Origin of the sequence: Streptomyces sp. CA-288835, from assembly GCF_050936385.1 — a bacterium.
Lineage (GTDB): Bacteria > Actinomycetota > Actinomycetes > Streptomycetales > Streptomycetaceae > Streptomyces.
On sequence record NZ_JBNJMW010000001.1, the window covers coordinates 2,527,416 to 2,551,543 of the forward strand.

The 24,128-nt window shown below is 69.1% G+C and carries 25 protein-coding genes; 12 read left to right on the top strand and 13 right to left on the bottom strand.

From position 1 onward, the window contains the following. The 13 genes from ACQEVY_RS11400 to ACQEVY_RS11460 form a co-directional block, all read right to left on the bottom strand. Window positions 1-807, bottom strand: coding sequence for an ABC transporter ATP-binding protein (locus ACQEVY_RS11400; RefSeq protein WP_432947433.1), 807 nt, complete (start codon window positions 805-807; stop codon window positions 1-3). Next, window positions 783-1,679, bottom strand: coding sequence for an ABC transporter permease (locus ACQEVY_RS11405; protein WP_432947435.1), 897 nt, complete (start codon window positions 1,677-1,679; stop codon window positions 783-785). Before ACQEVY_RS11405 ends, ACQEVY_RS11400 begins: the two co-directional genes overlap by 25 nt. Continuing rightward, the gene (locus tag ACQEVY_RS11410; protein WP_432947437.1) at window positions 1,676-2,749 is read right to left on the bottom strand and encodes an ABC transporter substrate-binding protein; all 1,074 of its coding nucleotides are present in this window, start codon (window positions 2,747-2,749) and stop codon (window positions 1,676-1,678) included. The genes ACQEVY_RS11405 and ACQEVY_RS11410 overlap by 4 nt, the downstream gene beginning before the upstream one ends. Window positions 2,750-3,107: 358 nt before the next feature. Continuing rightward, window positions 3,108-3,278 carry a putative leader peptide gene (locus ACQEVY_RS11415; RefSeq protein WP_432947439.1) on the bottom strand — a complete coding sequence of 57 codons (171 nt, stop codon included), beginning with the start codon at window positions 3,276-3,278 and terminating at the stop codon, window positions 3,108-3,110. 52 nt (window positions 3,279-3,330) lie between these two features. Further along, on the bottom strand, window positions 3,331-4,254 hold the full coding sequence (locus ACQEVY_RS11420; protein WP_432947441.1) for a glutathione S-transferase C-terminal domain-containing protein: 924 nt from the start codon (window positions 4,252-4,254) through the stop codon (window positions 3,331-3,333). Between the two features lie 226 nt (window positions 4,255-4,480). After that, on the bottom strand, window positions 4,481-5,614 hold the full coding sequence (locus ACQEVY_RS11425) for an LLM class flavin-dependent oxidoreductase (RefSeq protein ID WP_432947443.1): 1,134 nt from the start codon (window positions 5,612-5,614) through the stop codon (window positions 4,481-4,483). Window positions 5,615-5,735: 121 nt separating this feature from the next. Next, window positions 5,736-6,293: an NADPH-dependent FMN reductase gene (gene ssuE, locus ACQEVY_RS11430; RefSeq protein ID WP_432947445.1), complete on the bottom strand. Its 558-nt coding sequence runs from the start codon at window positions 6,291-6,293 to the stop codon at window positions 5,736-5,738. A gap of 37 nt (window positions 6,294-6,330) precedes the next feature. Next, entirely contained in the window at window positions 6,331-7,482 is a 1,152-nt protein-coding gene (locus ACQEVY_RS11435; RefSeq protein WP_432947447.1) for an LLM class flavin-dependent oxidoreductase, read from the bottom strand. 14 nt (window positions 7,483-7,496) lie between these two features. Further along, entirely contained in the window at window positions 7,497-8,480 is a 984-nt protein-coding gene (locus ACQEVY_RS11440; RefSeq protein WP_432947449.1) for an ABC transporter substrate-binding protein, read from the bottom strand. Between the two features lie 56 nt (window positions 8,481-8,536). Further along, window positions 8,537-9,301 carry an amino acid ABC transporter ATP-binding protein gene (locus tag ACQEVY_RS11445; protein WP_432947451.1) on the bottom strand — a complete coding sequence of 255 codons (765 nt, stop codon included), beginning with the start codon at window positions 9,299-9,301 and terminating at the stop codon, window positions 8,537-8,539. Beyond that, window positions 9,298-10,299 carry an amino acid ABC transporter permease gene (locus ACQEVY_RS11450; protein ID WP_432947453.1) on the bottom strand — a complete coding sequence of 334 codons (1,002 nt, stop codon included), beginning with the start codon at window positions 10,297-10,299 and terminating at the stop codon, window positions 9,298-9,300. The genes ACQEVY_RS11445 and ACQEVY_RS11450 overlap by 4 nt, the downstream gene beginning before the upstream one ends. Before the next feature lie 14 nt (window positions 10,300-10,313). Next, window positions 10,314-10,865 carry a GNAT family N-acetyltransferase gene (locus ACQEVY_RS11455; RefSeq protein WP_432947455.1) on the bottom strand — a complete coding sequence of 184 codons (552 nt, stop codon included), beginning with the start codon at window positions 10,863-10,865 and terminating at the stop codon, window positions 10,314-10,316. After that, entirely contained in the window at window positions 10,862-11,998 is a 1,137-nt protein-coding gene (locus ACQEVY_RS11460; protein ID WP_432947457.1) for an LLM class flavin-dependent oxidoreductase, read from the bottom strand. Before ACQEVY_RS11460 ends, ACQEVY_RS11455 begins: the two co-directional genes overlap by 4 nt. 768 nt (window positions 11,999-12,766) lie before the next feature. Here ACQEVY_RS11460 and ACQEVY_RS11465 point away from each other — a divergent pair. From ACQEVY_RS11465 to ACQEVY_RS11520, 12 genes are all read left to right on the top strand, one after another. Then, window positions 12,767-13,333: a winged helix-turn-helix domain-containing protein gene (locus ACQEVY_RS11465; RefSeq protein WP_432947459.1), complete on the top strand. Its 567-nt coding sequence runs from the start codon at window positions 12,767-12,769 to the stop codon at window positions 13,331-13,333. 12 nt (window positions 13,334-13,345) lie between these two features. Beyond that, window positions 13,346-14,575 carry an acyl-CoA dehydrogenase family protein gene (locus ACQEVY_RS11470; protein ID WP_432947461.1) on the top strand — a complete coding sequence of 410 codons (1,230 nt, stop codon included), beginning with the start codon at window positions 13,346-13,348 and terminating at the stop codon, window positions 14,573-14,575. A 514-nt stretch (window positions 14,576-15,089) separates the two neighbouring features. Then, window positions 15,090-16,133 (top strand): ABC transporter substrate-binding protein, encoded by a 1,044-nt coding sequence (locus ACQEVY_RS11475; protein WP_432947463.1) that lies wholly within the window; start codon window positions 15,090-15,092, stop codon window positions 16,131-16,133. Window positions 16,134-16,137: 4 nt separating this feature from the next. Continuing rightward, on the top strand, window positions 16,138-16,986 hold the full coding sequence (locus ACQEVY_RS11480) for an ABC transporter ATP-binding protein (RefSeq protein ID WP_432947465.1): 849 nt from the start codon (window positions 16,138-16,140) through the stop codon (window positions 16,984-16,986). Beyond that, on the top strand, window positions 16,983-17,954 hold the full coding sequence (locus ACQEVY_RS11485; RefSeq protein WP_432947467.1) for an ABC transporter permease: 972 nt from the start codon (window positions 16,983-16,985) through the stop codon (window positions 17,952-17,954). Before ACQEVY_RS11480 ends, ACQEVY_RS11485 begins: the two co-directional genes overlap by 4 nt. A gap of 153 nt (window positions 17,955-18,107) precedes the next feature. Beyond that, complete coding sequence (locus ACQEVY_RS11490; RefSeq protein WP_432947469.1) at window positions 18,108-19,475, top strand: LLM class flavin-dependent oxidoreductase; 1,368 nt, start codon at window positions 18,108-18,110, stop codon at window positions 19,473-19,475. Continuing rightward, entirely contained in the window at window positions 19,472-19,597 is a 126-nt protein-coding gene (locus ACQEVY_RS11495) for a hypothetical protein (RefSeq protein ID WP_432947471.1), read from the top strand. The genes ACQEVY_RS11490 and ACQEVY_RS11495 overlap by 4 nt, the downstream gene beginning before the upstream one ends. Window positions 19,598-19,622: 25 nt before the next feature. Continuing rightward, a complete protein-coding gene (locus ACQEVY_RS11500) occupies window positions 19,623-20,522 on the top strand; it encodes a TauD/TfdA dioxygenase family protein (RefSeq protein WP_432947473.1) in 900 nt (299 codons plus the stop codon). Between the two features lie 266 nt (window positions 20,523-20,788). Next, window positions 20,789-20,890 (top strand): putative leader peptide, encoded by a 102-nt coding sequence (locus ACQEVY_RS11505; protein WP_432947475.1) that lies wholly within the window; start codon window positions 20,789-20,791, stop codon window positions 20,888-20,890. A gap of 251 nt (window positions 20,891-21,141) precedes the next feature. Next, window positions 21,142-22,251, top strand: a complete 1,110-nt coding sequence (locus tag ACQEVY_RS11510) for an ABC transporter substrate-binding protein (protein ID WP_432947477.1) — start codon at window positions 21,142-21,144, stop codon at window positions 22,249-22,251. Between the two features lie 47 nt (window positions 22,252-22,298). After that, a complete protein-coding gene (locus tag ACQEVY_RS11515) occupies window positions 22,299-23,096 on the top strand; it encodes an ABC transporter ATP-binding protein (RefSeq protein ID WP_432947479.1) in 798 nt (265 codons plus the stop codon). Then, window positions 23,083-24,015, top strand: coding sequence for an ABC transporter permease (locus tag ACQEVY_RS11520; RefSeq protein ID WP_432947481.1), 933 nt, complete (start codon window positions 23,083-23,085; stop codon window positions 24,013-24,015). Before ACQEVY_RS11515 ends, ACQEVY_RS11520 begins: the two co-directional genes overlap by 14 nt. Window positions 24,016-24,128: the final 113 nt, after the last annotated feature.

Sequence of the window (24,128 nt, forward strand, 5' to 3'; positions counted from 1 at the left end):
TCATCGCACGGTCTCGTCCGGCTCGGGCTGATCGGGCTGATCGATCTGGTCCAGCTGGTCGACGCCGAGCAGGCCGAGCAGGCGGTCACGGAGGGCGGTGTATTCGGGGCCGCCGTGGTGGCGCGGTGGCGGGAGGTCCACGGGGAGGTCGGCCGCGATCCGGCCCTCGTCCAGTACGGCGACCCGGTCGGCGAGCACGATCGCCTCGTCCACGTCATGGGTCACCAGCAGCACCGCCGGCCGGTGCCGCTCGCACAGCCGCCGCAGCAGTGTGTGCATCCGGATCCGGGTCAGCGCGTCGAGTGCGCCGAACGGCTCGTCGGCGAGGAGGAGTTGGGGTTCGCGTACCAGGGAACGCGCCAGGGAGACCCGTTGCTGCTCGCCGCCGGACAGTTCGACGGGCCAGGCCCCCTCCCGGCCGGCGAGACCGACCTCCGCGAGTGCCGCCGTTCCGCGCTCGACGGCGTCCGGCCCGTCAAGTCCCAGTACGACATTGCCCAGGACGCGTTTCCACGGCAGCAGCCGGGCGTCCTGGAACACCACCGAGGCGTGGTCGGGCACGCTCAGCTCGCCGGCCCCGGTGAGCGCGTGATCAAGTCCGGCCAGCGCCCGCAGCAAGGTGCTCTTGCCGGAGCCGCTGCGGCCGAGCAGGGCCACGAACTCCCCCGGACGGATGGTCAGATCGAGCCCGTCGAGCACCCTCCGGTCCCCGAAGGCGCGTACCAGCCCTTCGATACGGACCGCCGGCCGCTCCTCCGCGACGGTTGCCGCGTTCGTCCCGGTCAGCCGGCCAGTGTGCGTCGCCATGACAGCGCCCTCCTCTCGGCCAGCCGCACCGCTCCGTCCGATACGAGGCCGAGGAGCCCGTACACGACCAGGCCGACGATGATGATCTCGGTCTGGCCGTACGTTCGCGCCAGCTCCATCATGTAGCCGATGCCGCTCGTGGCGTTGACCTGCTCGACGACGACCAGGGCCAGCCAGGCGTTGGTGACGGCGAAGCGCATGCCGAGCAGGAAGCCGGGCAGCGCCCCGGGGAGCACCACATGGCGCAGGAACTGATGCCGCCGCAGCCGTACGGTCTCGGCAAGCTCGACGTACCGGCTGTCGATGGTGCGCAGCCCGTTGTGGGTGTGGATGTAGACGGGGACGAGGACCGCCAGCGCGATCGTGATGATCTTCATGGACTCCCCGATGCCGAACCACAGGATCAACAACGGGATCAGTGCCAGCGAGGGAATGGCTCGCTTGATCTGAACAGGGCCGTCGATCACCGCTTCACCGAGCCTGCTGAGTCCGGAGACCAAGGCCAGGACGAGCCCGGCCGCCACGCCGGACAGCAGCCCGATCAGGACGCGTTGGGCCGATGTCCACAGGCTGGACTGCAGCCTGCCCTGGGCGATGAGGTCGTTCGCCGTGGTGACCACCGTCCACGGTTCGGATATGTTCCGCGGATCGATGAGACCGGCGGCCGAGCCGGCCGACCAGACGGCGAGCAGCAGCAAGGGGCCGAGAGCCCAGCCGTACGGGATGGGGCGGCCGGGACCGAGCCGCCGACGGGGGCGCAACCGGGCCACGGGCACCGGAGTCTCCCTCTCCGGCGACGGCTCGGCGGCCGGATCAGTCGGACCCGCGGGCTTGGCCGGTGCCAGCCTCTCTTTGGAAAGTCCGGTACTCATGGGCGCTCCCGCTCTGTCGGCGCCTCAGCCGCAATCGCACGGGCCGCGACCGACTCGTACCGCCGGTCGAAGAGAATCGAGGCGTCGAACTTCTCCTGGCCCGTCTCCTCGGCCAACAGGTCGACCGTCTTCTGCTGGCGGCCGATGGCCGGCGTCCAGTCCGCCGGGATGTCCGGATGACCGCTCTGCTCGACCAGATACGCGCCGTCCTCGTGGGTCAGGCCCTGGTCCTTCACGTAGTAGCCCTCGATCCATTCCTTCGGGTGCTTGTCGATCCAGATCTGCGCCCGTGCCCAGACCTTGACCAGCTCTCTGATGGCGGCCGCCTTCTGCGGGTCCTTCACGGACTCGGCCGGCGTCCACAGATGTTCGGGGTCGTCGCGCAGCCCGTGCTGGATGGTTCGGGCCCCGTCCTTGCCGTACTTCGCCGGATAGCGCCTGATGTTGACGTCGCCGATCGGCGCCGCGTCCACCTGACGGCTGCTCAGCGCGGTCGGATAGACGTCCCCGGTGCTGGGCAGTTCGACCAGCTGTACGTCCTCCTTGGTGAGTCCGGCCTTGGCCAGGATGCGCAGGACGAGGGCGCCCTGCGCCTGTCCCGGGCTGTACGCGATCTTCTTGCCGCGCAGGTCCTTGAGGGTGTCGATGTTCGCGCCGGGCGCGATGCCGAGCTCGTAGGTGGGGTGGTTGAGCGGGTCCTTGCGGAACCTGGCCGCCACCAGCCTGGTGTCCAGTCCGGTCCAGTGGGCGTGGATGGAGGGGATCTCCGCGGCCGAGCACAGATCGAGAGAGCCGGCGCGAAACGCCTCGGAGCACTGCGGGCCGCCCGAGAGATTGGCCCATTTGACCGTGAAGGGCAGCTTGTCGAGCTGTCCGGACAGCTTCAGTGCCACCTTGAGATCGGGTGCTCCCACGGTGATGGACGTATCGGCTGACACGGTCTTCGGAATCCTGGTCTTGATGGGGGCGGTGTCCGTGCCTCCGGCGGTGGCGCCGGAGTTCGAGCAGCCGGCCAGCAGCAGAGACACGGTCGCGGCCGCTGTGGCCGCCTGGAGTGGTGCGGTACGCATGGCTGTGACGGTGAACATCAGGCGCTGACCACAACCCGGTGGTCCGCCGTGAACGGCCTGCCCGATATCAGCTCGGACTCGCGGCCGTGGCTCGCGACAGGGCGGACGGTGAGCGTGTTTTCGACGGGGACGGGCATGCGGTGATCTCCCGTGGGTCATGGCCGTATGTACGGCCGTGGATGCGAGGCCATGGGTGAGCCGGGCCGTGGGTGAGCCTGGCCGTGGAGAGCGAGAAAACGACGACGAATTCAAGAGGAATTCAGAACGCGCCAAGGCACGCGAAAAAGCGTGGAGAAGCGCGAAGAGGGGCGCGGAAACATGGCGTTGACCGCACGCGGTGTGCGGGCGGCCGGAGCGGTCAGGCGTGACAGATGGCGCTGCTGACGCGGCGCAGATCCACGTGAAGACGCACGATCCAGCGCGGGGCGCGGAGCGGAACGAGGGCCGGGTCGTAGGCGTACACCGGCCGACGGCGCTGCATCGCGACTCCCCTCAGTTCTCCGCGGATGGCTCCGCCGACTCGTTGCATTGCATTCCTTGTATTCCTTACAACCGATGCTCGGTGCATCGGCCACCGTTCGTCAACAGCCGCTGTATTGCTGGTCTGTTGCAGCCTTGTGCAGCCCGATTCGATCGGCGGGGATCAACCCGGCCCAGTCCAGGATCTGCACCGCCGCCCCGGCGGCCTCCAGCCCGTGGCAGTGCGCATGATGCCTGCGGGCGATGCCGTCCAGGTCGAGGTGGGAGCCGAAGGCGGGGTGGGCGGCCAGTCGCCGGGCGTAGGCCCACAGGTGCGGATGGTCGGCGATGCGGTGGACCGCGGCGGCGTCCAGGTGCAGACGGTGAACGGTGTCGAGTTGCACCAGGGTCACCCACAACTGCACGTCGGCGGCGGTCATTTCGTCGCCCAGGATGAAGTCCTGGTGGGCGAGCCGCCACTCCAGTGAGCCCAGCACACGGAGCAGGGAACCGAGGGCGGTCCGGCGCACCGTGACGTCGGCGTCGGCCTGCCCGGCGTGCTGTGCGGCTTCGTTGATGCGGTACTCGCAGAGGTGTCCGACGGCCTCGATCTCCTCCTCCTCTCCGTGCGGGTAGAGGGCGGGCCGGTCGGAGCCGTCACCACCGAAGTGCCGGGCCAGGTCCCGGAGGATGTCCGGCGTGTGCGTGCTGACGATCCGTCCTGTCCAGTCGTCGCTCAGCACGGGCGCGGTGGCCGGTCCGGGATGCCGGTGCGAGCTGGCCTCGTACAACGGGCGCAGAGCGGAGTGCCCGCCGTCGGGGCTTTCGGGCACGGCCGGCAACAGTGCCACCGGGAGGGTCTCTTCCAGACCGAGCAGGCTGTGGGTGATGGCGATCCGCAGACAGTGGGGGCAGGACAGCGAGAGGTGGAGGCGGTAGCGGCGCGACACGGCGTAGTAGCCACTGCTCGCGTCACAGCCGATCCTGCCCCGGAACGACGGCGGAGAGGGGAGGGACGGGACGGTGGTCGAGGGTGCGGCGGACATGTGTCTCCCTGGGTCCGGATCCGGCTTCTGGTTCTCAGAGGTGCGTCGGGAGAGGGCTTGCCGCGCTGCAGACACGCAGGAGATCGATGTGACGGCGGGAGGTCAGAAGGAGAGACGGCCGAGCCGCGCGTACGGCACGGTCGGCGGGCGGCCCCGGACACTCCATCATTTCCTACCAATCCACTAGGGATACCTGATTGGAGTTTCAGGCGGCCTGCGTGCCACGTCAAGAGGGCCTTGCCGTCTTTCCCGGCGCCGGTTGGACCGGGTGGGTCCACAGGCCCTGCTCGGCCAGCCGGGGCAGCACGCCCTCGCCGAACCAGTACGCCTCTTCCAGGTGCGGGTAGCCGGAGAGCACGAACTCGTCGATGCCGAGCCGGTGGTACTCGACGATCCGCTCGGCGACCTCGTCATGGCTGCCGACCAGTGCCGTGCCGGCGCCGCCCCGCACAAGGCCGATCCCGGCCCACAGGTTGGGATAGACCTCCAGGTCGTCCCGGCTGCCGCCATGCAGGGCCAGCATGCGCCGCTGTCCCTCGGACGCGCTGCGGGCCAGACCCGCCTGCACGGCCCGTACGGTCTCCGCGTCGAAGCCGTCCAGCAGCCGCCGGGCCTCGGCCCACGCCTGCTCGGCGGTGTCGCGGGTGATGACGTGCAGGCGGATGCCGAAGCGGATACTGCGGCCCTCCTTCTCGGCCAGTGCCCGGATCCAGGCGATCTTCTCGGCGACGGCGGCAGGGGGCTCGCCCCAGGTGAGGTAGACGTCCGCATGCCGCGCGGCGACCTCGCCGGCGATGGGCGAGGAGCCACCGAAGTACACCTCGGGGACCGGGTCGGGCAACCGGGCCAGCGTGGCGTCCTCGACCTGGAGGTGCTCGCCCGACAGGTCGACGGTCTTGCCCTGCCACAACTCCCGGACGATCTGCAGGAATTCGCCGGTACGACGGTAGCGGGCATCCTTGTCGAGGAAGTCGCCGTAGGCGCGCTGCTCGTGGCTCTCGCCGCCGGTGACGACGTTGAGCAGGAGCCGTCCGCCGCTCTGCCGCTGGAAGGTGGACGCCATCTGGGCGGCGAGCGTGGGCGAGACGAAGCCGGGCCGGAAGGCGACCAGGAACTTCAGGCGTTCGCTCGCCTGGGAGACCATCGCCGTCGTCAGCCAGGCGTCCTCGCACCAGGCGCCGGTCGGGGTGAGCGCCCCGACGAAGCCGAGGTCCTCGGCGGCGCGGGCGATCTGGCTCAGGTAGGCGACGGTCGGCGGCCGGTTCCGTCCGAAGGCGGTGGCCGGGGTGCCGTGGCCGCCGCCGACGACGTGGCGGCTGTCGCCGTTGGTGGGCAGGAACCAGTGGAAGGTGAGGGACACGTGGGGTCTCCGATCAGGAGCGTCGGGATCGTTTGTCAGAGCGGGCCGTGCCGGAAGTCCACGGCCGGTTCGGCGACGCCTGCGACGACCTCGGCGGCGCCGCCGAACACGGCCGCGGAACTCATCCGGTGGCCGCCAGCAGCGTCGTACGACCGCCCAGCGCGGCGGAGAACTGATCCGTGACCTGGGCCAGGGCCTCGGCCGAGTCCGGCGCGACGGTCAGCGTGCCGTCGTCGCCCACCGCGATGTCCTTGTCGAGCGTGAACCAGCCCGGGACGATGTGCGCGGCCCCCATGGAACTCAGCACGGGGCGCAGGGCGTAGTCGATGGCCAGGACATGGGCGGTGGTACCGCCGGTGGCCAGGGGAAGAACGGTCTTGCCCACCAGCGCGTACTGCGGGAGCAGGTCGAGCAGCGACTTCAGCAGCCCGGAGTAGGCGGCCTTGTAGACGGGGGTGCCGATCACCACCCCGTCCGCCCGCTCGAACAAAGCCGTGGCCTCGACGATCGCCGGATGCCGGAAGTCGGCCCCGAGCAGCGCCTCGGCGGGGAGGGTACGGACGTCCAGGGGGATCACCTCGTGCCCCTGCGCGACGAGCCGGTCGTCCAGATGACGCAGCAGTCGTGCGGTGCGGGAGGTGGCGGAGGGGCTTCCTGAGACGGAGAGGACGGTGGACATGGGGAGACCTTTCAGGAGTACGAGTGGGCCGTGCGCGTCATCGGGCTGTGTCCGGCCGGAGCGCGACACGGTCAGCAGGGTGGGGCAGGCCGAGGTGGTCGCGGAGGGTGCGGCCGGTGTAGCCGGTGCGGAAGATTCCGCGCTCGCGCAGCGGCGGCAGGAGTTCGTGGACCACGGCGGGGAGATCGGCCGGGGCCGAGGCCGGAAGGAGGTGGAAGCCGTCGGCGCCGCCGGCCGCGTGCCAGTCGGCGAGCAGTCCGGCGAGGTCCGCGGCGGCGCCGGTGAAGCGCACCGTGTCGGCGGGTGGGAGTGAGTGTGGTCGCGGCCCGGCTCCACCGCCGAGATCGACCGCGACGCGTACCAGCACCCGCAGCGCGTCCGGATCACGCCCGGCCTCCGCCGTCCGGTGCAGGAGCGCCGAGCGGGCAAGCCTGGCGGTGACCGGCTCGTCGGCGTCCAGCAGTACGACGTCGGCGTGACCTGCGGCCAACTCCCACTGCCCGTCCGAGTCGTGCACGTCGAGGGCGACGGCGAGGGGCGGCCGTCCCTGCGGCGGGCGGGGAACCATGGACGGCCCGCGGGCCGCGAAGTGCGGGCCGTCGCCGTCCACTTGGTGGAGCCGGTCGGGGTCGGTGAAACGGCCGGTGGTGGCGTCCCGTACCTCCGCGTCGTCCGCCCAGCTGTCCCACAGCCGGGCGGCGAACTCGGCGATGTCGGCCGCCTCGGCCCACAGTTCGGCGGCGGATGCCCGGGAGACGCGGCCCACAGCGCGGGCGCCGGTGGTGGAGACGTCGGCCTGCCAGCCGGCCCGGCCCGCGCTGACGATGTCCAGGCCGGCGAGGGCGGTGGAGGTGCGGAAGGGCTCGGTGTGGGTGGTGTTCACGGTCGGGACAAGGCCGATCCGGCTGGTCACGAGGGCGACTTGGGCCAGTACGGCCACCGCGTCGAGCCGGCCGCCGCTGCCGTCGAGGGGCGGCGCAATGCGGTCGCCCCCGCCGTCAGGTGGCGGCGCAAGGCGGTCGCCGACGGTGACGAAGTCCAGGGCGCCCTGCTCGGCGAGACGAACCAGGTCCGTCCAGTGGGCGGCTGTCAGGGCTGCGCTGGGATCGGCGTCGGCGGGGTGGTGGCCGGTCCCGTTGAGTTCGCCGGTCCCGTTGAGTTCGATGGCGAGGTGGAGTTCGCGGGGCATGACCTCGTGTCCTGTCACTTGGTGGTGTCGGGCAGGCCGGGCGGGTTGATCTCGGACTTGGTCACGGCCTCGTCGGACAGGCCCCAGCGCTTCAGCACCTTGGCGTACGTGCCGTTGTCGATGATTTCGTCGAGCGCGGCGGCGAGCGGCTCGACCAGGCCGCTGTCCTTCTTCGTGGTGGCCGCGATGAGGCCCTGGAGGGTCGAGCCGGCACCGGAGTAGGTGCCGACGACCTCCGTCTTCCCGGTGGTGGCCGCGTGGTAGGCGGCGGTCGGGTTGGGGCCGAGGTAGAGCTCGATACGGCCGGACTGGAGGGCGAGGTAGGTGTCGCTGTCGTTCTGGTAGTACTTGATGTCCACCGGCTTCCGGCCGGCCCGCTCGTTCTCCTTGCTCCACTCGACGAGCAGCTTCTCCTGGTTGGTGCCGCTCTGGACGGCGACGGTCTTTCCGGCCACGTCCTTGGGCCCGGTGACCTTCAGGCCGCTGCCCGTCTTCGCCTCGAAGCCCAGGTTGTCCTCGCGGTAGGTGGCGAAGTCGTACTTCTCCTTGCGCTCCTCGGTGACGGTGATGTTGCTGAAGCCGGCGTCGTACTTGGCGCTGTCGAGGCCGACGAAGATGTTCTCCCAGGAGACGGCGTTGAACTTCGGCTTGAGGCCGAGCACATCGGCGACGAGGTGGGCGATGTCGGGCTCGACGCCGATGAGGGTCTTGTTGTCGGTGGCGTGGAAGTTCAGCGGCGCCGCGCTCCCGGACGACTGAACGAGCTCCAGCGTTCCTCTCTTACGGATCTTCTCCGGGAGCTCGGCGGCGATGGAGTCGACCTTGCCGGTGGTGACGCGGTTCTGGTCCGGGCTCAGGTTGATCTTCGTCTTCGAGCCGGTCTTGTCCGCGACCTCGGTGGTTCCGCCGTCCGAGGGGTTGCCGCAGGCGGCGAGGACCAGGGCGGAGACGAGTCCGAGCGCGACTGCGGTGGATCGGCGGGTGAGGTTGAGGGACACGGTCGTACTCCTTGCACAGAAAGGGGATTGAGGTGCCGAAAGGGATTGAGGGGTGGTCAGAGGACCTTGGAGAGGAAGGCGCGGGTGCGCTCGTGCCGCGGGGCGTCCAGTACGGCGGCGGGCGGGCCCTGCTCCACGACGACACCGCCGTCCATGAACACCACGGTGTCGGCGACCTCGCGGGCGAAGCCGATCTCGTGGCTCACGACGATCATGGTGGTTCCGGTGCGGGCCAAGTCCTTGATGACATCGAGGACTTCACCGACCAGCTCCGGGTCGAGCGCCGAAGTGGGCTCGTCGAAGAGCAGCACCTTGGGTTCGAGGGCGAGGGCCCGGGCGATGGCGACGCGCTGCTGCTGGCCCCCGGACAACTGCCGTGGATAGGCGTCGGTCTTGTCGGCGAGTCCCACCCGGTCGAGCAGCCGACGGGCGGTTTCCTCCGCCTCCTTGCGCGGGCGGCACAGCGCGGAGACCGGTGCCTCGACGAGGTTCTCCAGCACGGTCAGGTGCGGGAAGAGGTTGAAGTTCTGGAAGACGAACCCGATATGGGTGCGCTGCTTCAGAACGTCCTTCTCCTTCAGCTCGTGCAGCTTCCCGCCCGAGCGGCGGTAGCCGATGAGCTCGCCGTCGATGCTGATCCAGCCGCGGTTGACCTTCTCCAGGTGGTTGATGGTCCGCAGCAGGGTGGACTTTCCGGAGCCGGACGGACCGAGGATCACGGTGACCTCGCCGGCCCGGACCCGAAGGTCGACGCCGCGCAGCACTGCCAGCGGGCCGAAGCTCTTGTGGACGCCTTGGACGTCGACCATGACGTCATTCATGTCTTCTCCGTCAATTGCCGGGCGGCCAGGAGTCGTTGGGTGGTCACGAAGCGACGGGCGCGCTGGAACGGGGTGGGCGGCAGCGCACGCTTGGCCCCTCGTGCGTAACGCCGCTCCACGTAGTACTGCGCGACCGACAGCAGCGAGGTGAGGACCACGTACCAGGCGGTGGCGACCAGCAGCAGCGGGATCACCCGGCCGTTACGGCCGTAGATGACCGTCACCTGGTAGAACAGCTCGCCGATCGCCATGACGTAGACCACCGAGGTGCCCTTGAGCAGGCCGATGATCTCGTTGCCGGCCGTGGGCAGGATGGCGCGCATGGCCTGCGGCAGCACGATCCGGCGGATCTGCCGCAGCCGGGGGATGCCCAGCGCCGCGGCGGCCTCCAGCTGTCCTTGGTCGACGGCGATGACGCCACCGCGGACGATCTCGGCGGCGTACGCGGCCTGGTGCAGCGTCAGCCCGATGATGGCGGCGCCGATGGTGCCGATGAGGCTGTTGCTGTCGACGGACCAGAACACCGGGCCGAAGGGGATGCCGACGCCCAACGACTCGTACAGCGCGCTCAGGTTGAACCAGAACACCAGCTGGACGATCATCGGGATGGACCGGAAGATCCAGATGTAGGTCCAGGCGACGGTCTGCAGCACGGGACTGCGTGACAGCCGCATGAAGGCGAGGACCGTCCCCAGGAGGAAGCCCAGCACGGTGGCGTAGGCGGTGAGCTGGAGGGTCACCCACACCGCCTGGACGATCGTCTCGGACAGGACGTAGTCGCGGAATACGTGCCACTCCCATACGGGGTTGGTGGCCAGCCCGTGCACGAACTGGGCGACCAGCACGATCACGGCGACGGCCGCCACCCACCGGGCGTAGTGGCGGGCGGGGACGACCTTGAGCGAAGCCGGATCGTCGGGGGCGGGCAGGGCTTCGATGCCGGTGCCCGGGGAGTCCGCGCCGGGTGGCGCGGAGGTGGAATCGGTGGTGAGTCCCATCGCGGTGTTCCTGCTCAACTCTCGGTGTACTCGGGCGGGTTGATCTGCGACGTGCGTGCTTCGGCCGGCAGGTGCTTCTCGAAGGGCAGCGGGCCGATGGCCTCCGGGTCGGCCTCTGTGTCGAACAGCGGGGTGTAGCCGCCGGCCAGATACAGACCGCGGGCCTCGGGCTGGCGCGGACCGGTCGTCAGGTAGATGCGCCGGTAGCCGCGGGCGGTCGCCTCCCGCTCCAGTTCGGCTACGACGCGTCGGGCCAGGCCGCGCCGACGGTGGGCGGAGTGCGTCCAGATCCTCTTCAGTTCGGCAGTGGTCGCGTCGTACCGGCGGAAGGCGCCGCCCGCGACCGGCTCACCGTGCTCCAGGAGCAGGAGGAGTACGCCGCCGTGCGGTGGGGTGAACTCCTCGTCGGGATAGCGGGCGAGTTCGGCGTGTGCGTCCCTTCCGTATCGGGAGGAGTACTCGTCGCCGAGTTCGCGGAGCAGTGGTTCGACGCGTCGGTCGGCCACGGTCACGTGCACGAACGTCAACTCGGTGGCTGGCGACGGCGGTTGTGCGACCGAGGTCATCCGTTCACCGCCGTGAGGGTCTGTGTGCCACGGGCCGCCCGCTCGGCGTCGCGCCTGGCGACCTCCTCGCGCACGATCGGGATCACGTACCGGCCGAAGTCGATCGCGTCGTCCAGCAGGTCGTAGCCGCGGGCGGAGAGGATGTCGGCACCGAGGTCGTAGTAATCGAGCAGCGCCTGGGCGACGGTCTCCGGGGTTCCGACGAGGGCGTTGGAGTTGCCCGCTCCCCCGGTGGCGGCAGCGGTCGGGGTCCACAGGGCGCGGTCGTAGCGCTCCCCCGCCTCGGCGATGGCGATCAGCCGCTGTGAGCCGGTGTTTTGAGGCTGTGCCGACCCGTTGTGGCGCTTGGTGATCGCCTCGCCCTTCTCCTTGCGGGCTTTGATCGCGCCGACCGTGCGGTGGGCCTTCTCCCAGGCCAGCTCTTCGGTCGGGGCGATGATCGGGCGGAACGCCACCTGGATACGCGGAACGTCGGTACGGCCCGCGGCCTTCGCGGCGGCCTTAACCTGCTCGATCTGCTCGGCGGTCTTCGCGAGGGGCTCGCCCCACAGGCAGTAGATGTCGGCCTCGGCGCCTCCCGCGGCGTACGCGGCGGCCGACGAACCGCCGAACGACACGTTCGGGCGGGGCTGTTGGACGGGGAAGACATCGCTGACGAAGTCGTGGAAGCGGTAGTGCTCGCCCTCGTGGTCGAAGGGCTCGTGGGTGGTCCAGATCTTCTTGACGATCCGGATGTACTCGCGGGTGCGGGTGTAACGCTCGTCCTTGGTGAGGGTGTCGCCCTCGCGGCCCTGTTCGTGATCGTTCCCGCCGGTGATGAAGTGCACGGTCAGGCGGCCCTCGCTGATCTGGTCGAGGGTGGCGAAGGTCTTCGCGGCGTAGGTCGGATACGAGACGTTGGGCCGGTGGGCGAGCAGGATCTGGAGGCGGTCCAGCCTGCTCGCGATGTACGCGGCGGCCGGCGCGGGGTCCGGCGATCCGGAGCCGTACGCGAACAGCACCCGGTCCCAGCCGTGGTCCTCGTGCGCCCGGGCGAGCCGGAGCGTGTACTCCTTGTCGAAGGCGGCGCCGGAGCGCGGGGTGGTTTCGGAGCCGTTGTTGGTCGCGGCGATGCCGAGGAACTCCACGGGCATGGGTATGCCTTTCATACGGGCTGGGGCGGGGCCAGGGCAGGGCTATGGGCCTGTGGCCGCACGCGGGCAGAACGGAACAGCCCTCTGGCAGGGCTGTATGTGACGGGAAGTCAGGGGACTTTCGGGTGCGAGACGACGCCGGGGCGTCGGGACATCGAGGCGGCGGCAGCGCGCGCCAGGGCTCGCAGGACCGTGTCCGTACGCGGGATCAGCACCCGCGTGCGTCGGTGATGCGAAGGGAGAACTCGGCCCGCGAGGGGGTCGCCGAGGGAGGGAAAGGGCCGGTCAGACGGCCCGCTGCCGCGTCAGGCGCAACACGCCGCAGACCACACCCGACCGAAGTCGATGTGGTCGCGCGAGACCAAGCGCTGATGGGCATCCATGCGACTAATTGAGCAGTACATCTCGCACTTCGTCAACCAGCGCTCGTATGCCGGACCGGCCTTGATGACGCCGGATCCCGGCGGTTGGAGTGACCGGTGAGCCCACCCGCGGTGTTACGTACCCTACATTTCCTATCGATTTACTAGGGAAGTATTGACGCCCCGTCCGGTGGGCGCGCAGGATGATGCACATGTCCCACACGCAGCAACGACTCGTCAGTCGTCGGCATGTCGACTTTGGTCACGTCGTCAGCGCCGCCTGCTGTCGCGTGTAAGGCACGCGGCGCGCACCTCGCGCGTGTGCCGCATCCGCTCCTTCTCTCTCATCCCAGGTGATCAGGCGCCACCACCCACCGCGCCGACGTACTTCTGAAGGACGACCGCCATGACCACGGCAGCTCCGGCCCAGGCCGCTCCCCCGGATTCGCTACTCCCCGACATGCGCCATCTCCGCCTCGTGGACGACACCGCACAGGACGGCGACGAGGGAAACGGCTCCGCTCCCCTCGTCGGCTATCTCATCCTCGTCCCCGAGGGCACCGATCCCACCCGGCTCTTCGCCAAGGACGTGACGCGGCCGGAGATCCGACGGGTCGCCTACACGGACTCACCTCCCGTGCAGCAGACAGGAGGCGGTGTCATCAGTATCGATTCGGCGCGACATGTCGCAGAAGTAGACGGACGCGAACTCGACCTGACCTACCTGGAGTTCGGGCTGCTGGCCCATCTCGTACAGCATCCCCACCAGGTGCATTCGCGAGAGCAGTTGATGGCCGGCATCTGGGGCTACGGCCACATCGGTGACGGCCGCACCGTGGATGTCCACATCGCGCGGCTGCGCCGCAAGCTGGGCAAGGCTCACCGGCACCGGATCATCACCGTACGGCGCATGGGCTACAAGTACGTGCCCGACCAGCAGAGCCCCAACTCCGCACCTTGCCACCGACCTTGAGGGACCACCGCCATGGGCGTTGCCACTGCTCCGTCCGGCCCCGCCTCGGAATCCGACCGGACCGGGCCCGGCCGTGCGCACTGGCTGCGCGTGGCACGCGAGGCGGCGGACGACCTGGCCACGGACGCGGTGGCCAGGGAGCAGGCGGGCAAGGTCCCGTTCGACGAGGTGTCCCGGCTGCGTGAGTCGGGACTGCTGACGCTCCTCGTACCGGCCGAGTTCGGGGGAGGCGGTGCGGACTGGCCCACGGCCTACGCCGTCGTCCGGGAGGTCGCCGCGGCCGACGGAGCGATCGGTCAACTGCTCGGCTGTCACTACTTCCTGTCGTGGAGCGCCCGGTTCTTCGCCGAGCCCTCCCTCGCCACTCAGGTCGCGCAGCGGTCCGCGGCGGAGCAGTGGTGCTGGGGCGGCGGCTTCGCCCATCAGGAACCGCCTCTGACGCTGGCCAAGACTGCCGGTGGCTTTGTGCTGAATGGCCGGCAGACCTACGCAACCGGGGTCCTGGTCGCCGACCGCCTCGCCGTGCGGGCCGTACGGGCCGACACCGGCGAACCACTCGCCATCGCTGTCGATCCCGCCCGTCACGGCGTCGTGATCGACGGCGACACCGACACTTTCGGCCAACGGCTCGCGGCCGGCGGCAGCGTGGAGTTCGACGCCGTCCGGGTCCGTGCCGACGACGTACTCGGTTCCCTGTCCGCGGACGAGGACGTCCTGTCGCCCCTGGCAGCTCTGGTATCGCCGGTCGGGCGTCTTCTCTCCGTCCAGCTCTGTCTCGGCATGGCCGAGGGAGTGCTCGCCGAAGCCCGGGAGTACAGCAGGGCCGGCCACTCACCCTGGCACCCCGCCTGGCCCGTCGGCTCTCCCCAGGACCCCCATGTGCTGAGCGTCTACGGAGAACTCACACTTCTCACCCGCTCAGCGTCCGCGCTCGCCGATCAAGCACTGGCAGCCGTGCAGGGCGGGCTGGCACGCGGTGAAGACCTCACCTACGACGAGTACGCGGAGATCTCCGTCCTCGTGGCCATGGCCGAAGCCGCCGCATCCAGGGCCGTACAGGAGTCGACCTCCCGCGCCCTCGACATCATCGGCACCCGCTCCGCGTCCTCGCGGCTGGGCTTCGACCGCTTCTGGCGCAATGCCCGGACTCACACCCTGTACGAGCCCGCCACTCACCGGCTCCGCGATATCGGAGACTATTTCCTCAACGGCGCGCACCCTCCGTTCGTCCTGCCTGTCTGACCTTCTTGCTTGCGCTGCCACGCGGCTTTTCTCCGGCGAACTCGACATGATCGTCATTCATCACGCGCCCCGGCATCCAGACAATTGTGAACGCCGTACTTCACTCATATGTCGGGCGGTTCAGAATACGAGACGACCACGCAGGCAGCATTGACTTGGCCGGATTTCGCTGCAACTGTCTTGGGTGTGAGCAAGTCCGAGAATCTCGCCGCGCGCCTGCACGTCGATCTGCGACGTCAGGCCAGCGCCATCTGTGCCGTCGGCCGCTGAACGCCCTGACAGGCGCCGCTCTCCCGCTCCAATTTCACAGTCGGCCACCACGACCGTTGTCGGCGTAGACGACTGATTTTCAGCAGGCATTCCTGATGGGCCTCTTGAGGCATTCCTGATGGGTCTCACGCCCCTTTCGGAATCCGCCTTGCTTGTGCCCAATTACCGAGCACCCCTCTCGGCTATGGCTTCTTCATGCCATCAATTCCGCCTCAGTCCCCATTCCCGTGAACAGGACCTTTCCATGGCCACTACGGCATCGACCCGACGCCAGTTCCTCTCCCTGCTCGGTCTTTCTGCGGTGGCTGTGAGCTGCGGCACGACCGCCGGGGCCACTTCCGGCAAGGGCCAGACCAAGACGCTCCGGTACCAGGGCTCGGCGGGCCAAGTGACCTTGCCGGAGCTGGCCGAGGATCTCGGCTATCTGGAGGACGTGAAGCTGAAGTGGGTCGGCAACACGATCAGCGGGCCGCAGGACATCCAGTCCGCGGCCACGGGCCAGGTCGACTTCGGCGGCGCGTTCAACGGCGCGGTCGTCAAACTGGCCGCGAACAACGCCCCCATCAAGGCCGTCATCAGCTACTACGGCGCCGACAAGTACGCCTACAACGGCTTCTACGTCCTCAAGGACAGCCCCATCCGCTCGGCCCGGGACCTGCTCGGCAAGAAGGTCGGGATGAATACCCTCGGAGCCCACTCCGAGGCCATGCTCGACATCTACCTGCAGCGAGGCGGTGTGTCCCGGGCGGACATCGACAAGGTCGAGCCCCTCGTGGTGCCTCCGGTCAACACCGAACAGACGCTGCGGCAGAAGCAAATCGACGTGGCCGTACTCGGCGGCATCCTGCGCGACAAAGCTCTGGCAGCCGGCGGCATCCGCCCACTGTTCACGGACTACCAACTGCTCGGCGCGTTCAGCGCCGGCACGTATGTGATGACGGACCGCTTCCTGAAGCAGAACTCCGACACGGCCCGGATCTTCGTCACCGCCGTGGGGCGGGCCATCGAGTGGTCCCGTTCCACTCCACACGAAGAGGTCATCGCCCGGATGACGGACATCGTGAAGAAGCGCCGCCGCAACGAGGACACCGCACCCCTGAAGTACTGGCGCTCCTACGGCGTCGCCGAGAAGGCGGGCCTGATCACCGGCAAGGAACTCCAGCTGTGGATCGACTGGCTGGCCGACCGCGGTGACATCAAGAAGGGCCAGGTCACGCTGTCGGACCTCTACACCAATGAGTTCAACCGCAACCAGAAGTCGTCCTCCGCCTCGAAGAGCGGGAGCTGATCCCATGCCGGAATCCACCACGGAACCCACCACCCCCAAGATCGTGTTCGAGGACGTACGGAAGGACTTCACCGTCAAGGACCGGACGAGGGCCCGGCGGGCAACCCGGTTCACCGCCCTCGACGGCATCGATCTGGAGATAGCCGCCGGCGAGTTCGTCGTCCTGGTCGGTCCCAGCGGCTGCGGGAAGTCCACGCTGCTGGATCTGCTCGGCGGCCTCACCCAACCCACCGGCGGACGGATCCTGCTGGACGGCACACCCGTCACCGGCCCGGGCCTGGACCGGGGCGTCGTGTTTCAGCAGTACGCGCTGCTGCCGTGGCGGACGGCCCAGGGCAATGTCGAGTTCGGCCTGGAGGCCACCGGCGTCCCACGACGTCAACGTGCCGCTCGAGCCAGGGAGTTCCTGGATCTGGTCGGCCTGACCGGGTTCGAGGACCGCCATCCGCACGAGTTGTCGGGCGGGATGCGGCAGCGGGTGGCGATCGCTCGCAGCCTCGCCTACGACCCCGATGTGCTCCTGATGGACGAGCCGTTCGCCGCGCTGGACGCCCAGACCCGGGAGTCGCTGCAGGACGAACTGCTGCGCATCTGGCAGCGCACCGGCAAGACCGTCGTCTTCATCACGCACGGCATCGACGAGGCCGTCTACCTGGGACAGCGCGTCGCCGTCATGACGTCCCGGCCGGGCCGCATCAAGCAGATCGTGCCGGTCGCCTTCGACTCCCGTACGGCGACGGACGACCTCCGCTCCAGTCCCGAGTTCGCGCGCCACCGGCACGAGATCTGGTCGCTGCTGCACGACGAGGTGGCCAGGGCCCAGCAGTTGGAGAAGGAGGAGGCTTCCGTATGAGCCCCACAACCGGCACGGCCACCGAGAAGAAGACCACGGCGCCGGGCGTGGTGAGCGCCGCCGAGCCCGTCCCGGCCGTTTCCCCCGCTACGTCCACTACATCCACGGTGTCCGCTGTGCCGACGCCACATGACGCATCGCCGGCCGGCGTGCGCCAGGTCCGCTCCACGGCGGCCCGGTTCCGCCATGCGGTCCGCCGTCTGCCGTACCTGCTGGTCAAGGGGGCGACCAAGTCCGTTGCGATCGTGGCTCTGCTCCTGCTGTGGGAGACCGCACCGCGACTCGGCCTGGTCGACCGAACCTTCCTGCCGCCGTTCAGCGAGGTCGCCGACGCCTGGTGGGGGCTGGCCGCCGACGGTCAGCTCGCCGACAACGCGCGTGCCAGCCTGACGCGTTCGTTCAGTGGATTCGGTCTCGCCGTGGCCGTCGCCGTGCCGCTCGGCCTGCTGATCGGCTGGTACCGGCCGGTCGCCGACCTCCTGGGACCGCTGCTCGAGGTGTTCCGCAACACCGCGGCGCTGGCCCTGCTGCCGGTGTTCGTACTGCTGCTGGGCATCGGCGAGACCTCGAAGATCTCCATCGTGGTGTACGCGTGCACCTGGCCGATCCTGCTCAACACCATCAGCGCGGTCCGCAACGTCGACCCGACCCTGCTGAAGCTGGCGAAGTCGATGAACCTCTCCGCGCCCCGGCTGTTCCAGAAGGTCATCCTGCCGGCCTCGGTACCGGTGATGTTCACCGGCATCCGGCTGGCAGGAGCGGTGTCCATCCTGGTGCTGGTCGCCGCCGAGATGATCGGCGCCAAGGCGGGACTCGGCTATCTGATCAACGCCTCGCAGTACAACTTCGCGATCCCGCAGATGTACGCGGGCATCATCACGATCTCCGCGATCGGCGTGGCCTTCAACCAGCTCCTGGTCACCGTGGAGCGGCGGCTCAGCTCCTGGCGCGCACCGGCCGACGGCTGATGCGTACCGGCTGACGGCTGACTCGGCCGCCCTCTCGTCCCGCTGCCACCCGGTCACGTCGCACCGCGCCGCTCGTCTCCTGCCCCCGCTCGTCTCCTGCCCCGCTCGTCTCCTTGCTCTTCGCGTCTCACCGCCCCCGATCCGAGGAACCCCATGACCGCGACCAGCCCCCGTCGACTGCATCTCAATGCCTTCCTGATGAACGCCGGCCATCACGACGCCGCCTGGCGCCATCCGCGTACCCAGCCCGAACGGGTCACCGACCTGCGCTACTTCCAGCAGCTCGTACAGACCGCCGAACGCGGCCTGCTCGACTCGGTCTTCCTCGCCGACGGGCTCGCCCTGTGGGGCAAGGTCCGGCACAACGCGCTCGGCGGCTTCGAGCCGCTCACCCTGCTGTCCGCCCTGGCGGCGGTCACCGAGCACGTCGGCCTGATCGCCACCGTCTCCACCACCTTCAACGAGCCCTTCCACACCGCCCGCAAGTTCGCCTCCCTGGACCACATCAGCGGCGGCCGGGCCGGCTGGAACATCGTCACCTCCGGCACCGTGAACGAGGCCCGCAACTTCGGGCAGGACGACCACCTGGAGCACGGGCTGCGCTACGAGCGGGCGCGGGAGTTCGTCGAGGTCGCGACCAAGCTGTGGGACAGCTGGGAGGACGACGCGATCCTGCTCGACCGGGAGCGTGGCGTCTACGCGGACACCGACAAGGTGCGGGAGATCAACCATCGAGGAACGTACTTCGGGGTGCAGGGCCCGCTGAACGTGCCGCGCACCCCGCAGGGATACCCGCTGCTGGTGCAGGCCGGTTCGTCGGAGGACGGCAAGGAGTTCGCCGCCCAGTACGCCGAGGCCGTCTTCACCGCCCAGCAGACCCTCGCCGACGGCCAGGCCTTCTACAAGGACCTCAAGTCACGGCTCGTCCGCTACGGCCGCACCGAGGACCAGTTGCTGGTTCTGCCCGGCATCGCCCCCGTGATCGGCTCGACCGAGGCAGAAGCCCTCGCGCTCGAACAGGAACTGACGGACCTCCAGGTCCCCGAGTACGGGCTCACCCAGTTGTCCGGCATGCTCGGCACCGACCTGACCGGGCTGCCGCTGGACGGGCCGCTGCCCGAACTCCCCGAGGAGCGGGACATCAACGGCAACAAGAGCCGCTTCACGCTCGTCGCCGAACTCGCCCGCCGCGACGGCCTCACCCTGCGCGAACTCATCGCCCGCCTCGGTGCCGGACGCGGCCACCGCGTCTTCGCCGGCACCCCCGAGCAGATAGCCGACCAGCTCGAGGAGTGGTTCACCCAGGGTGCCGCCGACGGTTTCAACATCATGCCGCCCCATCTGCCGGGCGGCCTGGAGGACTTCGTCGACCACGTCGTCCCGATCCTGCAGCGGCGCGGCCTCTTCCGCACCGAGTACACCGGCCGCACCCTGCGCGAGCACTACGGCCTGACCCGCCCCGCCAACCGCCTGGCCGCGGCAGCCACAGCCGCAGCCGCAGCAGAAGGGCGGCCCGCATGACCGGGCTGGACCTCACCACGAACGTCCTGGTGGCCGGCGGCGGCCCCGCAGCCGAGCACCTCCCTGCCCATCACCTCCTGACGACCTCCCGGCTGATCAACTCCCCGTTGATCACCCGCTGATCACCTCCTGAAAGGAACACCTGCAATGACCATCAGCACCGGCTTCGACATCCGCCGGATCGGCGGCCGTATCGGCGCCGAGATCCTCGGCGTGGACCTGTCCACCGACCTCGACCCCGCCGTCGTCACCGAGATCAACTCCGCTCTCCTGGAACACAAGGCGCTGGTCTTCCGCAACCAGCACCTCGACGACGCGGGCCAGCTCCGCTTCGCCGCCCTCTTCGGCGAACTCACCACCGCGCACCCGACCGTCCCCTCCGTCGACGGCCAGCCCCACATCCTGCCCGTCGACGGCGACGAGGGCATCCGCGCCAACCAATGGCACACGGACGTCACCTTCGTCCGTACGCCCCCGAAGGCGTCCACGCTGCGCAGCATCGTGATCCCGCCCTACGGCGGCAACACCCTGATCGCCAACTCGGCCGCCGCGTACCGGGATCTGCCGGAGCCGCTGCGCGAGCTGGCGGACAAGCTGTGGGCGGTGCACACCAACGATTACGACTACGCCGCCCCGAAGAGCGAGAAGGCGGCCGAACACCGCAGGCGGTTCGTCTCCCGGAAGTACCGCACCGCGCACCCGGTCGTCCGGGTCCACCCCGAGACCGGGGAGCGCGGGCTGTTCATCGGCGGCTTCGCCCAGAGCATCGTCGGCCTCGGCTCCTCCGAATCCCGCGACCTGCTGCGCATCTTCCAGTCGTACGTCACCCGCCCGGAGAACATCGTGCGGGTGGCCTGGGCGCCGGGCGACCTCGTCCTGTTCGACAACCGCATCACCCAGCACTACGCCCCCGACGATTACGGCGACCTGCCGCGCCTGCTGCACAGGGTGACCGTCGCGGGAGACGTCCCGGCCGGTGTCGACGGCACCCTCAGTCACGTCGTCGAGGGCGACGAAGCCGCCCACTACACGCCCGCCGCGGCCTGAGCCCTGCACAGCGGCCGCCGGGCAGCGGCACGCGCCCTGCCCGGCGGCTCGGTGACGTCGCATCGGCCCAACTCCTCGCCGAGGTAGCTGTGTTGACCAGCCCCGGGCTCCTGGGCGAAACCCCGGACACGCTGGGCCACTCACGGTCGATCCCATAATCCGAGATGACATTGTCCACCATACGAACACCCCCTTGGGGTAGGCGCCTCCTTCTGCCACGATCCCTAGCAACCGGGTAGGAAAACTAGGGAAATACGGGGGTGGCCATGCGAACGCTCGACCGCACAGGCGAGTTGTTGCCCCTCCTGACCTCGCGCCGTCATATCGACCTCGGTCGTACGTCCAGCGCCATCTGTCGGCCCGTCTGACTCGCAGAACCTGACTCCGCCCGAACCAGGACTGCCTCCCCGCCCGCTCCCGTTCCCGCTCCGCCTCCGCCTCCGCCTCCGCCTTCGGATCGGACAGCCTCCGCGGACCACTCCCCCCACGTTCCGCTCTCAGCCCGCGACGGCATGCGTGCCGCCGAGGCCGAGGAGTGGAGTGCTGGTGCGTACCGACAACACATCAGTACGCCTCGTTTTCGTACCCCCTGATCGCCCATCCCTGAGAGGACACCTCCGTGTCTGCCGCAAGACCGCTCACCGCCCTGCGCACCATCGCCGTCATCGCCGCGCTGCCTCTTCTGCTCACCGCCTGCGGCTACGGCGCCGATTCCGCTGACGACGACAAGCAGACGGAGGTCGCGGCGAACGCCAAGAAGATCGACGGCCTCGACGAGGTGAAGATCGGCTACTTCCCCAACCTCACCCACGCCACCGCCCTGGTCGGCGTCCAGGAGGGCCTGCTCCAGAAGGAGCTCGGCGGCACCAAGATCAAGCCGTCGACCTTCAACGCCGGCCCCTCCGAAATCGAGGCGCTGAACGCCGGGTCCATCGACATCGGCTGGATCGGCCCCTCCCCCGCCATCAACGGCTACACCAAGTCGAACGGCAAGAGCCTGCGCATCATCAGCGGTTCCGCCTCCGGTGGCGTGAAGCTCGTCGTCAACCCGGACAAGATCAAGTCCCTGGACGACGTCAAGGGCAAGAAGATCGCCACGCCGCAGCTCGGCAACACGCAGGACGTCGCGTTCCTCAACTGGATCGCGGAGAAGGGCTGGAAGGTCGACCCGCAGAGCGGCGGGGGCGATGTGTCCGTGGTCCGCACGGACAACAAGATCACCCCCGACGCCTACAAGTCCGGTTCCATCGACGGCGCCTGGGTGCCGGAGCCGACCGCGTCCAAGCTGGTCGCCGAGGGCGGCAAGGTGCTGCTGGACGAGGCCGATCTGTGGCCGGACAAGAAGTTCGTGATCACGAACATCATCGTGTCGCAGAAGTTCCTCAAGGAGCACCCGGACGTCGTCGAGGCCGTGCTGCGTGGCTCGGTGAAGACCAACGCCTGGATCAACGCCAACCCGGAGAAGGCGAAGGCCGCCGCCAACGAGGCGCTGAAGGAGGAGTCCGGCAAGGCGCTGCCCGCCGAAGTCATCGACCCGGCCTGGAAGTCCATCGCCTTCCTCGACGACCCGCTGGCCGCCACCCTCAACACCGAGGCGGAGCACGCGGTGAAGGCCGGTCTGCTGGAGAAGCCCGATCTGAAGGGCATCTACGACCTCGCACCGCTCAACAAGGTCCTCAAGGCCGAGGGCCAGGACGAGGTCGACGACGCCGGTCTCGGCGCCGAGTAACGAGTAACCGACAAACAGGCCCGATGAGTTCCCAGGAGGTGACGACCATGGCCACCACGTTCGCCAAGGCTGCCGAGGACGCCACGGCGGTGACGTACGCCGCCCGTATCGAGCATGTCTCGAAGTCCTTCCCCGCGCCGGGCACGCCCGGCGGACAGCAGCTCGTACTGGACGACATCACGCTCGATGTCGCGCCCGGCGAGTTCGTCACCCTCCTGGGGGCCTCCGGCTGCGGCAAGTCGACGCTGCTGAACCTGGTCGCGGGGCTTGACCTGCCGTCCGCCGGCTCGATCGGCACGGAAGGCCGACCCGCCCTGTTGTTCCAGGAGCACGCACTGTTCCCGTGGCTGACCGCGGGCAAGAACATCGAGCTCGCCCTGAAGCTGCGCGGGGTCGCGAAGCCGGAGCGCCGTCAGGAGACGGAACGGCTGCTGGAACTCGTACGGCTGAAGGGCTCGTACGGCAAGCGGGTACACGAGCTGTCGGGCGGTATGCGCCAGCGGGTGGCCCTGGCCCGTGCGCTGGCGCAGGACAGCCGACTGCTGCTGATGGATGAGCCGTTCGCGGCGCTGGACGCGATCACCCGTGACGTGCTGCACGACGAGCTGACCCGCATCTGGCGCGAGACGGGACTCTCGGTGCTGTTCGTGACGCACAACGTGCGGGAGGCGGTGCGGCTGGCGCAGCGGGTGGTGCTGCTGTCCTCGCGGCCGGGGCGGATCGCCCGGGAGTGGAAGGTCGGCATCCCGCAGCCGCGCCGCATCGAGGACAGCGCGGTGGCCGAGCTGGCCGCCGACATCACCGAAGAACTACGCAGGGAGATCCGCCGCCATGGCCAGCACTGACACCGGCGCCGAGAGCAAGAAAGAGGGCTCTCCGGCAGCCGGGGAGCCCCAGGACAACTCGCACGATCTGGCGGGACTTGAGGCCGGGCTCGACGCGCTGGACACGGTGCAGGTCAGCCGTACGCCACTGCGCGAGACCCTGGTACGCAAGGTGCTGCCGCCGGTCACCGCGGTCGCGCTGGTGCTCGTGGTCTGGCAGCTGCTGGTGTGGGCGGCGGTCGTCCCCGCCTACAAGCTGCCCTCACCGTCCGCGGTGTGGGACGAGGTGTCCGCGGCCTGGCTGCAGGGCACGCTTCTCGACTACATCTGGACCAGCGTCTCGCGCGGTCTGCTCGGCTTCCTGATGGCGCTCGCCATCGGTACGCCGCTCGGCCTGTTGGTCGCCCGGGTGAGGTTCGTCCGGGCGGCCATCGGCCCCATCCTGTCCGGTCTGCAGTCGCTGCCGTCGGTGGCCTGGGTGCCGCCCGCCGTACTCTGGCTGGGCCTGAACGACTCGATGATGTACGCCGTGATCCTGCTCGGCGCGGTCCCGTCCATCGCCAACGGCCTCGTCGCCGGCATCGACCAGATCCCGCCGCTGTTCCTGCGGGCCGGGCGGACACTAGGCGCGACGGGGCTGCTCGAGGCCCGGCACATCGTGATGCCCGGGGCCCTCCCCGGCTATCTGGCGGGGCTGAAGCAGGGCTGGGCGTTCTCCTGGCGTTCGCTGATGGCCGCCGAGATCATCGCCTCCTCGCCTGATCTGGGCGTCGGCCTCGGCCAGTTGCTGGAGAACGGGCGGACCAACTCCAGCATGTCGCAGGTGTTCCTGGCCATCTTCCTGATCCTCCTGGTCGGTATCGCCATCGATCTGCTGATCTTCAGCCCGCTCGAGCGGCGGGTGCTGCGCAGCCGCGGCCTGCTGGTCACCAACCGCTGAACGGCTGTCAACGACCCTTGAGCAACTGGCCGTAGCCTTCGCCCCGGACGGCCGCACCCTCGCCACCGCGGCCGACGACCACACGGCCTGCCTCTGGACCACCGCCCCACGCC

Coding starts and splice junctions, on each gene's coding strand:
- ACQEVY_RS11455 (WP_432947455.1), bottom strand. CDS start 10,865: ATGACCTCGGTCGCACAACCGCCGTCGCCAGCCACCGAGTTGACGTTC.
- ACQEVY_RS11470 (WP_432947461.1), top strand. CDS start 13,346: ATGGGCGTTGCCACTGCTCCGTCCGGCCCCGCCTCGGAATCCGACCGG.
- ACQEVY_RS11460 (WP_432947457.1), bottom strand. CDS start 11,998: ATGCCCGTGGAGTTCCTCGGCATCGCCGCGACCAACAACGGCTCCGAA.
- ACQEVY_RS11465 (WP_432947459.1), top strand. CDS start 12,767: ATGACCACGGCAGCTCCGGCCCAGGCCGCTCCCCCGGATTCGCTACTC.
- ACQEVY_RS11415 (WP_432947439.1), bottom strand. CDS start 3,278: ATGCAACGAGTCGGCGGAGCCATCCGCGGAGAACTGAGGGGAGTCGCG.
- ACQEVY_RS11445 (WP_432947451.1), bottom strand. CDS start 9,301: ATGAATGACGTCATGGTCGACGTCCAAGGCGTCCACAAGAGCTTCGGC.
- ACQEVY_RS11500 (WP_432947473.1), top strand. CDS start 19,623: ATGACCATCAGCACCGGCTTCGACATCCGCCGGATCGGCGGCCGTATC.
- ACQEVY_RS11450 (WP_432947453.1), bottom strand. CDS start 10,299: ATGGGACTCACCACCGATTCCACCTCCGCGCCACCCGGCGCGGACTCC.
- ACQEVY_RS11405 (WP_432947435.1), bottom strand. CDS start 1,679: ATGAGTACCGGACTTTCCAAAGAGAGGCTGGCACCGGCCAAGCCCGCG.
- ACQEVY_RS11435 (WP_432947447.1), bottom strand. CDS start 7,482: ATGCCCCGCGAACTCCACCTCGCCATCGAACTCAACGGGACCGGCGAA.
- ACQEVY_RS11420 (WP_432947441.1), bottom strand. CDS start 4,254: ATGTCCGCCGCACCCTCGACCACCGTCCCGTCCCTCCCCTCTCCGCCG.
- ACQEVY_RS11410 (WP_432947437.1), bottom strand. CDS start 2,749: ATGCGTACCGCACCACTCCAGGCGGCCACAGCGGCCGCGACCGTGTCT.
- ACQEVY_RS11400 (WP_432947433.1), bottom strand. CDS start 807: ATGGCGACGCACACTGGCCGGCTGACCGGGACGAACGCGGCAACCGTC.
- ACQEVY_RS11515 (WP_432947479.1), top strand. CDS start 22,299: ATGGCCACCACGTTCGCCAAGGCTGCCGAGGACGCCACGGCGGTGACG.
- ACQEVY_RS11495 (WP_432947471.1), top strand. CDS start 19,472: ATGACCGGGCTGGACCTCACCACGAACGTCCTGGTGGCCGGCGGCGGC.
- ACQEVY_RS11490 (WP_432947469.1), top strand. CDS start 18,108: ATGACCGCGACCAGCCCCCGTCGACTGCATCTCAATGCCTTCCTGATG.
- ACQEVY_RS11480 (WP_432947465.1), top strand. CDS start 16,138: ATGCCGGAATCCACCACGGAACCCACCACCCCCAAGATCGTGTTCGAG.
- ACQEVY_RS11485 (WP_432947467.1), top strand. CDS start 16,983: ATGAGCCCCACAACCGGCACGGCCACCGAGAAGAAGACCACGGCGCCG.
- ACQEVY_RS11475 (WP_432947463.1), top strand. CDS start 15,090: ATGGCCACTACGGCATCGACCCGACGCCAGTTCCTCTCCCTGCTCGGT.
- ACQEVY_RS11505 (WP_432947475.1), top strand. CDS start 20,789: ATGCGAACGCTCGACCGCACAGGCGAGTTGTTGCCCCTCCTGACCTCG.
- ssuE (WP_432947445.1), bottom strand. CDS start 6,293: ATGTCCACCGTCCTCTCCGTCTCAGGAAGCCCCTCCGCCACCTCCCGC.
- ACQEVY_RS11520 (WP_432947481.1), top strand. CDS start 23,083: ATGGCCAGCACTGACACCGGCGCCGAGAGCAAGAAAGAGGGCTCTCCG.